15 protein-coding genes are annotated in these 13541 nt (G+C 72.1%); 9 read left to right on the top strand and 6 right to left on the bottom strand.

Features of this window, described 5'->3' with window-relative positions; translation table 11 throughout:
* The first annotated feature begins 40 nt into the window (after positions 1-40).
* Complete coding sequence (locus OG927_RS15705) at positions 41-829, top strand: alpha/beta hydrolase (protein WP_330320337.1); 789 nt, start codon at positions 41-43, stop codon at positions 827-829.
* A gap of 73 nt (positions 830-902) precedes the next feature.
* Entirely contained in the window at positions 903-2600 is a 1698-nt protein-coding gene (locus OG927_RS15700) for a SpoIIE family protein phosphatase (protein ID WP_330320336.1), read from the top strand.
* A gap of 32 nt (positions 2601-2632) precedes the next feature.
* On the opposite strand, the gene OG927_RS15695 is transcribed toward OG927_RS15700, so the two are convergent.
* The 3 genes from OG927_RS15695 to OG927_RS15685 form a co-directional block, all read right to left on the bottom strand.
* Positions 2633-3442: a GNAT family N-acetyltransferase gene (locus tag OG927_RS15695; protein ID WP_381552072.1), complete on the bottom strand. Its 810-nt coding sequence runs from the start codon at positions 3440-3442 to the stop codon at positions 2633-2635.
* Between the two features lie 68 nt (positions 3443-3510).
* The gene (locus OG927_RS15690) at positions 3511-3729 is read right to left on the bottom strand and encodes a hypothetical protein (protein WP_330320335.1); all 219 of its coding nucleotides are present in this window, start codon (positions 3727-3729) and stop codon (positions 3511-3513) included.
* Positions 3730-3820: 91 nt separating this feature from the next.
* Positions 3821-4450 carry a phosphatase PAP2 family protein gene (locus OG927_RS15685; protein ID WP_330320334.1) on the bottom strand — a complete coding sequence of 210 codons (630 nt, stop codon included), beginning with the start codon at positions 4448-4450 and terminating at the stop codon, positions 3821-3823.
* Positions 4451-4781: 331 nt separating this feature from the next.
* Here OG927_RS15685 and OG927_RS15680 point away from each other — a divergent pair, with 331 nt between their 5' ends.
* The 5 genes from OG927_RS15680 to OG927_RS15660 all read left to right on the top strand — a co-directional run bounded on the left by OG927_RS15680 (position 4782) and on the right by OG927_RS15660 (position 8301).
* Entirely contained in the window at positions 4782-5126 is a 345-nt protein-coding gene (locus tag OG927_RS15680) for a MerR family transcriptional regulator (protein WP_330320333.1), read from the top strand.
* Positions 5127-5431: 305 nt separating this feature from the next.
* Positions 5432-5635, top strand: coding sequence for a cold-shock protein (locus OG927_RS15675; protein WP_031090619.1), 204 nt, complete (start codon positions 5432-5434; stop codon positions 5633-5635).
* A 301-nt stretch (positions 5636-5936) separates the two neighbouring features.
* Positions 5937-7499: a DEAD/DEAH box helicase gene (locus tag OG927_RS15670; protein ID WP_056793267.1), complete on the top strand. Its 1563-nt coding sequence runs from the start codon at positions 5937-5939 to the stop codon at positions 7497-7499.
* A gap of 60 nt (positions 7500-7559) precedes the next feature.
* A complete protein-coding gene (locus OG927_RS15665; RefSeq protein ID WP_056793268.1) occupies positions 7560-7880 on the top strand; it encodes an SCO5918 family protein in 321 nt (106 codons plus the stop codon).
* Positions 7881-8100: 220 nt separating this feature from the next.
* Positions 8101-8301 (top strand): hypothetical protein, encoded by a 201-nt coding sequence (locus OG927_RS15660; protein ID WP_056793589.1) that lies wholly within the window; start codon positions 8101-8103, stop codon positions 8299-8301.
* A gap of 25 nt (positions 8302-8326) precedes the next feature.
* Here the strand turns inward: OG927_RS15660 and OG927_RS15655 are convergent, their stop codons facing one another.
* Complete coding sequence (locus OG927_RS15655) at positions 8327-9403, bottom strand: acyltransferase family protein (RefSeq protein WP_124281912.1); 1077 nt, start codon at positions 9401-9403, stop codon at positions 8327-8329.
* An 89-nt stretch (positions 9404-9492) separates the two neighbouring features.
* The gene (locus tag OG927_RS15650) at positions 9493-10401 is read right to left on the bottom strand and encodes a quinone oxidoreductase family protein (RefSeq protein ID WP_330320332.1); all 909 of its coding nucleotides are present in this window, start codon (positions 10399-10401) and stop codon (positions 9493-9495) included.
* A 660-nt stretch (positions 10402-11061) separates the two neighbouring features.
* Between OG927_RS15650 and OG927_RS15645 the strand changes: the two genes are divergently transcribed.
* Positions 11062-11826, top strand: coding sequence for a glucose 1-dehydrogenase (locus OG927_RS15645; RefSeq protein WP_056793591.1), 765 nt, complete (start codon positions 11062-11064; stop codon positions 11824-11826).
* A gap of 37 nt (positions 11827-11863) precedes the next feature.
* Here OG927_RS15645 and OG927_RS15640 read toward each other — a convergent pair whose 3' ends face one another.
* A complete protein-coding gene (locus tag OG927_RS15640; protein ID WP_242413214.1) occupies positions 11864-12712 on the bottom strand; it encodes a ScbA/BarX family gamma-butyrolactone biosynthesis protein in 849 nt (282 codons plus the stop codon).
* A gap of 170 nt (positions 12713-12882) precedes the next feature.
* Between OG927_RS15640 and OG927_RS15635 the strand changes: the two genes are divergently transcribed.
* Entirely contained in the window at positions 12883-13530 is a 648-nt protein-coding gene (locus OG927_RS15635; protein WP_056793270.1) for a ScbR family autoregulator-binding transcription factor, read from the top strand.
* The last annotated feature ends 11 nt before the right edge of the window (positions 13531-13541 follow it).

Below are 13541 nucleotides of genomic sequence, written 5' to 3'. Positions count from 1 at the left end.
GAGTGCGGGCGACGGCTCCGCACCCGATCTGGAGGTACGTGTGGCCGAACGTTCGCCGTCGGCGGCGGTTCTCATCCTCCACGGCGGCTACGAGACGGGCCTCACGCCGCCCGCGCCCGGCGTGATGAATCTGCCCGGCCTGCGGATGCTGCCGATCGCCCGTGCGGTGGCCCGTGCCGTACGCGTCGAGTCAGGAGCACGGGGCGGGACCGGGGGGCGCGGCGGCTCCCGGATACGCGTGCGCACCGTCCGCTACACGCGGCGCGGCTGGAACGGCACCCGTGCCGATCCGCTGCACGACGCCGTGGCGGCCCTGGACGCCCTGCGGCAGGAGGCGGGAGACATCCCCGTGGTGCTCGTCGGCCATTCCATGGGGGCGCGTGCCGCGCTCCACGCCGCCGGTCATCCGCTGGTCCGTTCGGTGGTCGGCCTCGCCCCGTGGTGTCCGCCCGGCGACCCGGTGACCCAGCTCGCGGGGCGGGACGTGGTCCTGCTGCACAGCACCCGGGACCGGGTGACGAGCCCCCAGGCGTCGCAGTCGCTGACTGCGAGGGCCCGGCGCGCCGGCGCCCGCACCTGCCTGGTCACGATCCCCGGCAGCGACCATGCGATGCTCCGCCGCGCCCCGGCCTGGCACCACCTGACGAGCACCCTCGTGACCGGGCTGCTGGGACTGACCCCGGTACCGGACCGGATCGGGACGGCGTTCGGTCTCCCGCCGGGCGCCCCGGCGTCCGAGGGGACGCTGTCCCTGGACGCCGTGCACCGGAGCGGGACGGACGGACAGCGCGCGCGGAGATGCGGGGCGGGGTGGGGCGTCCGACGATGAGGGCCCGGGTGCGCGGGCAGGTCGTGACTCCGTTCGCCTCCTGTCCTTCCCACCCGCACCTCTGGAGGCTCCGTTGCCCGCCCACGAGCACGCCGACGTTCCGCCGCCCTTCGACGCGGAGGCAGTGGCCGCACTGGTGGGCGGCACCCCGGCCGGGGTGGCCGTACTCGACGACGAGCTGCGCTATCTGTACGTGAACGCGGCACTCGAACGGCTCAACGGGGTGCCCGCCGCCGCACATCTGGGGAAGACCCCCGCCGAGGTGCTGCCGGAGGCCGACGTGCGCATGGGCGTCCTGCGGCAGGTGCTGGCGGACGGACGGGCCCGCGAGGTCACCGCGAGCGGCCGCACCTGGTCGGACCTGGCCCCGGAACGGCGCTACTGGCGCGCCGCGTACCACCGGATGGGCGGGGACGGCCGGGCGCGGGTGCTCGTCGCGATCACGCTGGAGATCAGCGCCGTGCAGAACCAGGAGGACGAGCTCGAACGGGCCAGGCGCTATCTGGCTCTCCTGGACAACGCGGCCGGCAGCATCGGTACGACGCTCGACGTGATGACCACCTGCCAGGAACTCGCGGACTTCGTCGTCCCCGCGCTGGCCGATGTCGCCGCGGTCGAGATCTTCCACGTCGACAAGCGCCTCTCGGTGCTGCGGCCGACACCGGGGCGCCTGCGGCTGCTGCGCGCCGGGATGGCCGCGATTCCGGAACTGCGCGATTCCATCGACCAGTTCGGCGGAGCCGGTTCGGAGATCGAGTACCAGGAGGACTCGGCGGTGCCACGCTGCCTGGCCGCCGGCTCGCCGGTGATCGAGAACCTCTTCGGCGACGAGCAGCTCAGCCGCGCCGCGCCCACTCCCGAGCGGGTCGCCGCCTATCGCGCCGTCGGCCTGCACTCGGCGGTCGCCGTCCCGCTGACCACGCGCGGGAGTCCGCTGGGTGTCCTCAGCCTTCTGCGGGCCGGGGACTCGCCCCCCTTCAGCGAGGGCCAGGACATCGTCATCGCCCGCGCGCTGGCCGGCCGGGCCGCCGTCGACGTGGACCACGCCCGCCGGTACGCCCGCGAGCACGGCGTCGCCCGGGAGCTCCAGCGTTCCCTGCTCTCCGAGCCGCGGCTGCCCGACCGGGGCATCGAGATCGCGACCCGCTACCTCCCCGCCGGTCAGGGCGCGTTGGTGGGTGGCGACTGGTTCGACGCCATCCCGCTGGGGGACGGACGCCATCTCAAGGTGATCGGCGATGTGATGGGCCACGGGGTGGAGGCCGCCGTCGCCATGAACCACTACCGCTCGCTGCTGCGTCTCCTGGCCGAGGACGGCCTGCCGCCGCACCGCGTTCTGGAGCGGCTCGACGGGGCGGTCGAGCGGTCCGGCCTCGACCGGGGTGCGACCTGCCTGCTGGCCGTCGTCGACCGGCGGGCCGGGACCTGCGAGGTGGCCAGCGCGGGCCATCTGCCGCCGGTGTTCATCGATCCGGGGCCGTCCGGCGCGCGGGTGGCCCACCTGCAGGCGGGGCCCCCGCTGGGCACGGGCTTCGGCGGATACCGGTCGACGACGGTGCCGTGTCAGGCCGGGACGGTGCTGTTCATGTACACCGACGGCCTGGTCGAGCGCCGGGGGGAGGACATCGACGTCTCCGTCGAACGCCTCACCCGCCTCACCCTCCCGGCGAGCGGGCGGCTGGAGGACCTGCTGGACCAGGCCGTCGACCGGTTCGGGGCCATGGCGGAGGACGACATCGCGATCGTCGCCTCGCGGGCCCGGGAGCACTGAGCACCGCCGCCGGACGGCCGCTCCGGCGTGCCTCAGCCCAGTTCGAGGCTGGTGATGCCGAACATGCCCGTCCGGTCCATCTCCGGCACGGGACCCGCATACATCCGGGCCGTGTCGAAGGACGGGGTCAGAGCGAGCTGTTCCGCGAGGCGCACGGCGGGCGGGTTGACGTCGGGGACGTCGATCGCGACAGGGGTGTCCGGTGCGGCGGCGGCCAGCGCGCTCACGAGGGCGGCGGCCACATCCGGTGAATCGGCGTGCAACGGTCCGATCCGGGATGCCTCCCGGCAGGCGCGCAGCACGGCGAAGCCCACGAGCTCGCCGTCGCGGACCGCGCACAGTGCCGTGTGCCGGGGCGCGGTGATCCACTGGGCGAGGAAGCTGTCGCGCGGTTCGGGAAAGAAGCGCCGGTCGTAGGCGGTGAGCCGGGCGAAGGGGAGGGTGCGGGCGTCGGCGAGGGTGACGCCGTTCGGCGGAGCGACGCCGACGGGCACGACGCCCTCGTACCGCGCGTTGCTCCAGGCGGCGTGGAAGCCGGACCTGCGGTAGTTGTCCTGCTGGGCGGGGACGCCGTCGAGACCGACCGTGCGTCCGGAGAGCCGGGCCATGCCCGCGCGCCAGACCCGCATCCCGTATCCCCGGCCGCGCAGGGACGGCCTGGTCAGGTAGAAGCCCAGGAAGCCGAAGCAGGTCCCGTAGCGCACGACGGACACGGAGCTGACGGGCTCGCCGTCGAGCCGCCCGATCAGGAAGCCGCAGGGATCGGCGGCGAAGAAGGCGTGTCCGTCGCCGAGGCCGGGATTCCATCCCTCGGCGTGGGCCCACTCGCCCAGCGTTCCCATGTCGTCGGCGCTCGCGGTGGTGATCTCGAATGTCGGCACGGCTCACTCGTACCCGGAACGGGACCCGTTCAATGGCCGGGCCGGGGTGACCGGTGGCGCAGCCGTCGCAGGATGAGCAGGGCGGAGGTGATCAGGGGCAGGAGCCCCGCCGCTGCGTTGACGGTGCTCAGCGTGTCCTGCGTGCCCCGGATCCGGCGCATCTGCCGGACGGCGCGGACGACCGCGAGTGCGCTGCTCCCCAGGCTCAGGAGCAGACCCGCCCTGGAGCTCTTCCGTTTCCCGGCCATCCGCGTACCTCCGGTGCATCCCCGCACGGCCCCTTCGTCCACGTAACCGGCTCCGGAGCGGGCCCGCAATCGGGGGCGGGACCCGCCCGGGTCAGGAGAAGAGGAAACCGGCCGCCGTGGCCGCGCCCAGGGAGGCCCCCGCGACCGTCTGGGCCACCGAGTGGTAGCGCAGTGCCACCCGGGACCAGCACACGGCGAGGGTCAGCGTGCCCGCGGTCAGCCACCACGGCGAGTGCACCACGGAGAGCAGGGCGACCACGGCGGAGGAGACGGCCGCGTCCACCGAGATCTTCCAGACGGTGTTCACCGCCAGGAGCACGGTCGTCATCACCCACAGGGAGATCATCGCGATCAGGATGCCCCGCGGGGCGTGCCCCAGGACCATGATCAGCGCGCCGGTGCCGAGCGAGCCGAGGATCACCAGGAAGATGGGGGCCCGCTGGGTGCGGTCCACGACATGGCGGTCGCCCCAGGTGCCGCGCCTGCGCTCCCACTCGATGTACCCGGCGGGTACGAGCCCGGCGCACAGTGCGCCGAGGAAGCCCCAGAGGAGTCCGGTCCAGTGACCGGCCGAGGCCACTCCGGTGCCGAGCATTCCCGCGAGCAGGACATTGCGGGGCTGGAGGACGTCGGTGACCGTGCGGGCCGTAGCGGTGGTCCTGCCCGGCCGGTCCGCGCGGGCCGCCGTCGTGGTCGTCCGTGCCCGGTCCGCGCCGCTCATGCTGGGTTCTCCCGGGTCCGCCGACGCCGGGAGCCGGTCGTCCGGGCGTCAATGTAGCCCTTCACGACGGGGGATGCGTGAAGGGCTACGCGAGCAGTATGACCCTTCGCCGGTCTGTCGACAACTGACCGGCCGGTCAGTCCCGTTGGGCGTTCGCGACGGGGGTCGCGGGGTGGTGCGCGGTGAGGCTCCCGGCGGGCGGCCGGGCGCGGACACGCCGCGTGACGGCGAAAACTGTGCTGATGGAAGTAGACATGATCCATCCGTGTGCCCAGGGTTCCTCGTGCAGCCGGCTCACATCAATGGCACGGCCCACAGTAGAGAGGCGCAGGTGCCTCCGGAGAGCACCTCGCACGCCGGCGATCGTCTCGACGACGACGACCACCCCGCTCACGCCACGGGGCGAGTCGCGGAGATGATCGGCGCCGCGCCGGGTTTCCTCAGGGCCATCGGTGCGGCCCGCCTCGTCACGCCGCCGCGTTCCGAGGGAGGGCGTCGCCGCTACTCCCGCTACCGACTACGCATCGCCGCCCGTGCCCGCGAGCTGGTCGACGGCGGCACGCCGATCGACGCCGCGTGCCGCATCGTCATCCCGGAGGGCCGGCGCGAGGAGGCGCCGCGCCTCGACGAGGAGCTGCGGCGGCCCGCTGTCGGGCGGGGCGGCGCCGGTTCCTGACCGGCGGGCGGGTGCATATCTGTTTCCGTGAGCACAGAAATATGCGCAATGGGCGGTGAGAGTTTATGCCGTGTGCGGTGGAGTCACGGCGGAGTGATATGGCGTACAGCTCGCATCTGCCCGAATCGTGCTACTGTTGATCTCAGTTGCAGTTGTGGTTCCCAAAACTTCAAGTGCTCTCGCCGGTTTCACTCGGGTGGGTGCACTTTTGTATTTCCGGACTTATCCGGTCGGGGCAATCATTTGCGGCGACGTAGGGCTCGCACAGTGTGGGCCCTAGGGCAACGCCCCGAAGGAGATATGACATGGCTACTGGCACCGTGAAGTGGTTCAACGCGGAAAAGGGTTTCGGCTTCATCGAGCAGGAGGGTGGCGGCGCTGACGTCTTCGCCCACTACTCGAACATCGCCGCCCAGGGCTTCCGCGAGCTGCAGGAAGGCCAGAAGGTGAACTTCGACGTCACGCAGGGCCAGAAGGGCCCGCAGGCGGAGAACATCACCCCCGCCTGATCACCTCAGGCGTATGGCGCAGCTGGGGCCCGCACCTTGGGGTGCGGGCCCCAGCTCGTTGTTTTTCCCCGACCGTGACCGCGGACGTCGCACCGGTGAGTAATTCCGGGTGTGTACAGGTCAGGTCGGCGCGCATCCCATTGCAGTCATTCTGAAGTGCCGTAAGCAGCTGGTCATCCGGCGGACGGGCTTCGTTTTTCGATATTTCACCGGCTCGTTCTTGCGATTCTTGGCGCCGTACATGGCTGCAGCCGCCCGGAAAGAATCCCTCGATACGTGCCATTCGAGGGAAGGTTCTCCATTGAACCGCGATCGCACAGCTCGCACGAACGACCGATTCTCCCGGACTCGCTCCGGCGGATCCTCCGGCAGTCGCACCGCCAACGGATTCCGCTCGACGACGTCCAGCCGACAGGGCGCCGCGGCGCAGGGCCGCTCCGGCGGACCGAAGCGCTTCGGTGGCGGCGGCGGGCGCCGTTCCTCCTCCGTGTCGGGTGAATTCGCACTGCCGGTGACCATCACGCCGGCCCTCCCCGCCGCTGAGGCGTTCGGGGACCTCGACATGCCCGCGCCCCTGCTGGCGGCGCTGAGCTCCGAGGGCATGACCGTGCCGTTCCCCATCCAGGCGGCCACCCTGCCGAACTCGCTCGCCGGGCGTGACGTCCTGGGCCGCGGCCGGACCGGATCGGGCAAGACGCTCGCCTTCGGCCTGGCGCTGCTGGCCCGCACCGCGGGCAACCGCGCCGACGCCCGCCGTCCGCTGGCCCTGGTCCTCGTCCCCACCCGGGAACTGGCCCAGCAGGTCACCGACGCGCTCACCCCGTACGCCCGGTCCCTCAAGCTGCGGCTGGCCACGGTCGTCGGCGGCATGTCGATCGGCCGCCAGGCCAGCGCCCTGCGCGGCGGTGCCGAAGTCGTGGTCGCCACCCCGGGCCGGCTGAAGGACCTCATCGAGCGCGGTGACTGCAAGCTCGACCGCGTCGCCATCACGGTGCTCGACGAGGCCGACCAGATGGCCGACATGGGCTTCATGCCCCAGGTCACCGAGCTTCTCGACCAGGTCAACGCCGACGGCCAGCGGATGCTGTTCTCGGCCACCCTGGACCGCAACGTGGACCTGCTGGTCCGCCGCTACCTGCACGACCCGGTCGTGCACTCGGTCGACCCCGCCGCCGGTGCGGTGACGACGATGGAGCACCACGTGCTCTACGTCCAGGGCTCCGACAAGTACGCCACGACCACGGAGATCGCCGCCCGCGAGGGCCGGGTGATCATGTTCCTGGACACCAAGCACGCGGTGGACAAGCTGACCGACCACCTGCTGAACAGCGGTGTCCGGGCCGCGGCGCTGCACGGCGGCAAGTCGCAGCCGCAGCGCACCCGCACCCTGGACCGGTTCAAGACGGGCCACGTCACGGTGCTGGTCGCCACGAACGTCGCCGCGCGCGGCATCCACGTCGACAACCTGGACCTCGTCGTCAACGTCGACCCGCCGAGCGACCACAAGGACTACCTGCACCGAGGCGGCCGTACCGCCCGGGCCGGGGAGTCCGGCAGCGTCGTCACGCTGGTGCTGCCCAACCAGCGCCGCGAGATGACCCGTCTGATGGCGGACGCCGGCATCACCCCTCAGGTCGCTCAGGTCCGCTCCGGCGAGGCCGAGCTCAGCCGCATCACCGGGGCGCAGGCGCCCTCGGGCGTCCCCGTGACCATCACCGCGCCGCTGACGGAGCGCAAGGGCAGCGGTTCGCCCTCGCGCCGGCGAGGCAGCAGGCCCCCGCAGGGCCGTCGCTCCAACGCCAACACGGCGACGCCCGAGGCGCGTGCCGCTGCCGCGCTGCGCCGGTCCAACCGGGCCGCGTAGTCACCGGACAGCAGTCCGGCAGACCCTTTCCGGCTTTCTCACCGACCCTGTTGAGGCACCATGCGCTGTGTCATCGCCCGCTTCCCCTTCGATCTGTTCAAGAACGAAGTGGAGGATTCGATGAAGGGCATCAAGCCCGAACCCGTCACCGGTGACGCGGTGGTCATCAGCCGCCGCGTCTACCCCGTCAAGCAGGTCGGGGAGATCATCACCCGGCAGGACCGCCGCGACTTCAGCGCGGCCGAGGTGACCCGGGCGCTGACGCGTCTCGGCTTCACCTGCCGTCCGGCGGAGGTGCCCGCCCCGGCGGTGCCCCTCACCCCGCTGGAGAACGCGTCCGCCATGCTCGGCACGCCTGACGACATCCGGCCGTCCGTCTGACGACACCGCAGCGTCCGACGACACCGCACCCCCGGCGCCCCCAGCGGGCCCGGGGGTGCGGTGCGTCCGGACGCGGGCCGACCGGTCTTCCGCCGAAGCCGGGAATGTCTGTAACAGTCCCTCCCGCGCGGCTCGAGTCGTCGGCCCCGGACACGCCCGGGGCGAGATGATCGCCCCGCTCGCGCCGCCCGGCCCGAGCACGAAGAGACGGGGCACCCACATGAAGAGCAGGCTCACCGTCCTCGGCGTGGCCGTGCTGGCGTCCGTGTTTCCGGCCGGGACGGTCCACGCCGACGAGACCCACACCGACTCGCACAACGCGCCGCAGGTGGCGCTGATCGCGACGGGCCAGGTCGACGATCCGCTGGAGGACGTCCTGGAGCACGCCACGGTCCTCGGCGGGACGCAGGTCACCGGCTGAGGCGACGTCCTGGGCCCGCCCGCCCTCAGCTTGCCGGGGCGGGCTTCCTCGCCCAGTCGAGCCGGGGCTCCACGACGAAGCGGAACACCCGGCGGGCGGGCGGACTGCACAGCAGGGTGACCACGGCGGCCGCGACCACCGTCACCAGGATCCGGCCGAGCGGCGTCGCGACCAGGTCCGCCTCGAAGAGGTCCAGCCGGATCGCGCCCTTCACGACGAAGCCGTGCAGCAGGTAGCCGTACAGGGTGCCCGCTCCGAGGGCGGTCATCCACATCCTGCGGCTCGGCACCCAGGCGAGGAAGCAGGCGCTGAGCACCACGGCGCAGCCGAACAGCAGCAGGGTCACGACCGCACCCGTCCAGGCGGGCGAGCCGAGCTGCTCGGCGCCGTACCGGCGGAAGAACCACGAGGTCGTCGTGCGCGGGACCGCCCAGTACGCCGCGGCCAGGGCGATCACGCAGACCGGGACGGAGGCGAGGCGCACCGCACGGCGTCGTACGAAGTCGAAGTGCGCCGGCCGCAGCTGCAGACCCAGCACGTAGAACGGCAGGAACTGCAGTACCCGCTGAAGCTGCAGATCGCCGCCGATGTTGCTGCTGACCGCCCCCATGGCCGCGATGACCAGGGACACCGCGACGGGCCACCGGACCGTCTGCCAGACCGGTGTCGTGAGACGCCAGAGGAAGAGCGCGGGCAGGAACCACAGCAGCCAGTACGGTGTGAGCGGGCTCAGCGGGAAGCCGGGGGCTCCGGTGAGGCGCTCGAAGAGCGTGTAGGCCACCTCGAAGACGGCGTAGGGCACGATCAGGCTGGTGACGAGCTTCCACACCCGCTCGCGCCGCAGGTCGAAACCGCGGGAGAAGTAGCCGGCGATCATGATGAAGACGGGCATGTGGAAGGCGTAGACGAAGGTGTAGAACGTCTCGATCACGCGGCCGCTGTCGGGCAGCGGCTCCCAGGAGTGCCCCATCGCGACGAGGACGATGGCCAGGTACTTCGCGTTGTCGAAGTACGGGTCGCGGCCGGGGCGGGCCGGGGCCGCGTCCGTGGCTCCGGCCCCTGAGGGGGCCGGTCCCGGGGTGCGTGAGGTCAGGGATGGCATCAGGCCACCCTAATGACCTCCCGCACGCATACGGACCCCGTGCGGGACCCGGCTCGCGGTCCTTCCCGCACCCCCTGCCGGGGGCCGGCTCAGGGGACGAGGACCACCTTGCCGACCGTCCGGCGGGCCAGCATGTCCTCGTGGGCGCGGCGTGCCTCGGTGAGCGGGTAGCTGCCGCCCGCCACCGGCTTGAGCCGCCCGTCGGCGACCAGGCCGAAGAGTTCCTCGAGGGGCCCGTCCACCGCGCCCGGCGCCGCCAGGGTGGGGCGCAGCCAGAACCCCACCACGGCGGCGTTGAGCCGCCCCAGCCGGGCCGGGTCGACCGGCGTGAAACCGGTCCGGGCGGCGCTGCCGTAGGACACGAGCCGGCCGAAGGACGCCAGGGAGTCCAGTGCCAGGTCGAACAGCTCACCGCCGACGGCGTCCAGGACGACGTCCGCCTTCTCCTGGAGCGGGTAGCTGACGACTGCGTCCGCCCCGAGGTCCAGGACGAGCCGTTCCTTGTCCGGGGAGGAGACCTGGGCGAGCACCCGGCCCGCTCCGAACTCCCTGGCCAGCTGTACGGCGAGACTGCCCACTCCGCCCGCCGCGGAGTGCACCACGACGGTCTCGCCGGCCCGCAGCCGGGCGGAGGTCCGCAGCAGATGCCAGGCGGTCAGCCCCTGCACCATCAGGGCGAGCGCCGCGGCGGCGCCGAGGTCCTCGGGGATCTCCAGCAGGGCGGACTCCTTGGCGGTGACCTGCTCCGCGTATCCGTGCGAGACCCGGGCGAGCACCCGCCTGCCGTCGGGGGTGCGGGCCACCACCTCGCTGCCGGGGACGTACGGCAGGGCGTCGGCCCCCAGGTAGGAACCGTCCGTCTGGTGGGTGTCCGCGAAGTTCACCCCGGCGGCCTCGACGGTGAGCAGCACCTCACCGGGGCCCGGGACGGGGGCGGCCAGTTCCACGGGCTGGAGGACCTCGGGGCCACCGAAGTGGTCGAACTGGATTGCGATCATGTCGCACGGTATCGCGGGGGCCCGGTGACGTCCGGGCATCGCGGAATCCGTCGGGGTCGGGGCCCGGGCCCGGGGAAGGGGCAAAAAAACAATACAACCGGTTTGTTTGGAACGTCACCCTGCGTCGTTGCCGGCCGGTACCGAACGGGCAGCGGCACCCGAAGTCCCCGGATCCCCCGCACGCACCGGAGTGGCGGGCCGGCCCGGCAGGACCGCGCGGTACGCACGCGCCGGGAGCTGCTCCGCCCGGCCGCCGGGGTATTCGACCTGGGAGGTTTCCCGCTCCCCTCGCTCACCGGTAGCGCCGCCGGGGCGGGGTCGGCAGTGGGGCGCCGCACTTCCACTTCCCCGACGGGCGCGCGCTGAAGTCGGCCGCCGGGGGCCGCGGCGCGCGTCCTCCGGAACGACCTCGCCCCGCCCTCCGGCGGACGGCTCTTCCCGCTGCGACACCTGGTGGACCCCGCACACGCACCGGCCCCGGGCGTTCCCCCGGAGGGCGTGGTGTCCACCGTGACGGCGGCGGTCGCGGGGGTGCGGGCCCTCGGCCGCCTCGACGCGGAGCGGTCCCCGCAGTACCCGGTCCCCCGGTTCTGGAAGCTGCTGCTGCCACGGATCTCCGCAGGCATGGTCCCGTTCGAACAGGCCTGCCAGACTGCGCCCATGAGTGATCTTCTGAACGGCAGAGTCGTCCTCGTCACCGGGGCGAGCAGCGGCATCGGCGCGGCTGCGGCCCGGGTGTTCTCCCAGGAGGGCGCGACGGTGGTCCTCGCCGCGCGCCGGGAGGACCGACTGGCCGCGCTGGTGGCCGAGTTGCGGGACAAGGGTGCGGAGGCGTCCCACGTGGTCTGTGACGTCACCGTGGCGGAGGACGCCGCCCGGGCGGTGGACTTCGCGGTGAACACGTACGGGCGCCTGGACTCGGCGTTCAACAACGCGGGGCTCGGCGGCGACCGGACTCCCCTGCACCTGATGGGCGATGACGTCTACGACGCCGTCATGGACGTCAACGTGCGCGGTGTCTGGAACTGTCTCCGGTACGAGATAGCGGCCATGCTGTCGAACGACGGGGGCTGCTCCATCGTGAACACCACCAGCGTGGGCGGCCTGGTGGCCATACCCGCCGCCGCGCCCTACATAGCGGCCAAGCACGCGGTCGTCGGCCTGACGCGGGCCGCCGCCGACGAGTACGCGCAACAGGGCATCAGGGTGAACGCCGTGGCCCCGGGCACCACGCGCAGTGAGATCACCGCCGACTGGTTCGGGCGCAATCCGGGCCTGGAGGAGATGGTCAACAGCATGACGCCGCAGGGCCGTACGGCCGAGCCCGAGGAAGTGGCCAACGCGGCGGCCTGGCTGCTCAGTGACCGCTGCCCGTTCCTCACGGGAACCGTCCTGCCGGTGGACGGCGGCTTCGTCAACCAGTGAGCCGCCGCACGCGCGGGCGGTGACTCCGCGGGGGCTCTCAGCCGCACGGACCGCTCAGCCGGCCCCGGAAGACCGTATCGCCGTCCTGCGTCCCCGTGACCAGCACCGTGGCTCCTCCGGGGCCGGAGGCGGGCGCCCGCTCCGCCTCGATCCAGCAGGGGCGGTCGAGCTCGACGTACCGCTCGAAGGACGTGTCGACGGTGGTGGCCTCGAAGGTGGCGGGGTGCAGGACGGCGTTGGCCGCCTGGTGGGCGGCCTCGATCAGGACGAGTCCCGGGACGTGGTCGACGGGGTGGTCGTACAGCAGGACGTTGTCCACGTCGTTGCGCAACCGCCAGTGGTGGGGCCGCCCGCCCGGTGCCAGGACCACATCGGTGCCGGTCGCCCGCCGGACGGTGCGCGGGTCGGCCGGTGCGGGGAGCTCCCAGGTGTTCCAGCCGGCGCCGAGGTGCTCGCCCCGGAGCCTGCGGTAGGCGCCGGGGGATATCCAGCCGAAGTCGCAGTCCGCCCGCGCCACCAGGCTGTCATCCTGGTAGAGGCGGATGTCCATGCCGAGGGAACTCACGGCCCTGCCACGCTTCTTCGGCTCGGCGAGGGAGATCCCGACGGTCAGCGGGGACGGCCCGGTCGACCGAACCCGGAACCCGGGGGCTACGGTGAAGTCGAAGGAGTGCAGCAGGGTGTGGTGGGAAAGCGGGACGCCGTACTCCGCGTGCGCGATGAGCAGGCCGCTCTGCCGGATGGCCTGGGTGAGCATCCGGGGGTCGTAGGGCAGTCCGCCATCGGGCGCGGGCCAGTTGAGGGTGAGCGAGAATTCGCCATCTTCGAGGCGGCGCCATCCGGTGACGAGAACGGCTTCGGCACGTCTGAGGTGCACGTATTCCATACGGACACCCTCACTGCCCCCGACGTCGGCGCGCGGAGTGTGAGGGAAAACAGGTACGTCGGGCACGGTCCCCCCGGACATGGCGCAAAGTGGGCAGCCTGGCGCTGATATAATACCGGTTCACCGGTCTTTTTTGAAGAAGCGTCAAGCCGAGGTCAAGGGAGCGCGAGTTGGCAAGACAGCAACGGGCGATCCGGACGCGCAGAATCTTCCTCGAGGCGGCTGCGGAGGTCTTCGACGAGCACGGTTACGACGCTGCCACGATCGCCGCGATCCTGGAGAGGGCCGGCCTCACGAGGGGTGCGCTCTACTTCCACTTCACCTCCAAGGAGGAGCTGGCGAGGGGCGTCCTCGAAGAGGCCGTGACCTCGGACGGCGTGACTCCGCAGACGTTCAAGCTGCAGGAGTGGGTGGACATCGCGCTCCTGCTGGCCTACCGGCTGCCCCGTGAACCCATGCTCAGCGCCTCGATACGGCTGTCCGTCGACCCCCGGGCCAGGAGCCTGTTCGGGACCCGCTGGCCGGACTGGATCACGCTGGGGGCGGAGCTGCTCACCGAGGCCAAGGAGCGGGGCGAGCTGCTGCCGCACGTCGACCCGGTCGCCACGTCCCGGCTCCTCGTCGGCGCGTGGACCGGTGTGCAGCTGGTGACGGAGTCGATGGCGGACGCCCCGGACCTGGTCACGGAGATCTCCGCGCTCTTCGAGCTCATCCTCCCCAACAACGCCGTCCCCGGTGTGCTGGCCCGGCTCGACACCTCCCCGCACCGCGCCGAGCGCATCATCGAGGAGAACAGGGCCGCCGCCGCCGCGTCCTGACCCCCGCATGC

The organism is Streptomyces clavifer (assembly GCF_036345975.1).
Classification (GTDB): domain Bacteria; phylum Actinomycetota; class Actinomycetes; order Streptomycetales; family Streptomycetaceae; genus Streptomyces; species Streptomyces clavifer.
Note: the sequence above shows the minus strand (reverse complement) of the source record. Positions and strands in the feature narration are given on the sequence as shown.

Coding starts and splice junctions, on each gene's coding strand:
- OG927_RS15695 (WP_381552072.1), bottom strand. CDS start 3,442: ATGGGAACGCTGGGCGAGTGGGCCCACGCCGAGGGATGGAATCCCGGC.
- OG927_RS15690 (WP_330320335.1), bottom strand. CDS start 3,729: ATGGCCGGGAAACGGAAGAGCTCCAGGGCGGGTCTGCTCCTGAGCCTG.
- OG927_RS15685 (WP_330320334.1), bottom strand. CDS start 4,450: ATGAGCGGCGCGGACCGGGCACGGACGACCACGACGGCGGCCCGCGCG.
- OG927_RS15675 (WP_031090619.1), top strand. CDS start 5,432: ATGGCTACTGGCACCGTGAAGTGGTTCAACGCGGAAAAGGGTTTCGGC.
- OG927_RS15665 (WP_056793268.1), top strand. CDS start 7,560: ATGCGCTGTGTCATCGCCCGCTTCCCCTTCGATCTGTTCAAGAACGAA.
- OG927_RS15660 (WP_056793589.1), top strand. CDS start 8,101: ATGAAGAGCAGGCTCACCGTCCTCGGCGTGGCCGTGCTGGCGTCCGTG.
- OG927_RS15655 (WP_124281912.1), bottom strand. CDS start 9,403: ATGCCATCCCTGACCTCACGCACCCCGGGACCGGCCCCCTCAGGGGCC.
- OG927_RS15650 (WP_330320332.1), bottom strand. CDS start 10,401: ATGATCGCAATCCAGTTCGACCACTTCGGTGGCCCCGAGGTCCTCCAG.
- OG927_RS15645 (WP_056793591.1), top strand. CDS start 11,062: ATGAGTGATCTTCTGAACGGCAGAGTCGTCCTCGTCACCGGGGCGAGC.
- OG927_RS15640 (WP_242413214.1), bottom strand. CDS start 12,712: ATGGAATACGTGCACCTCAGACGTGCCGAAGCCGTTCTCGTCACCGGA.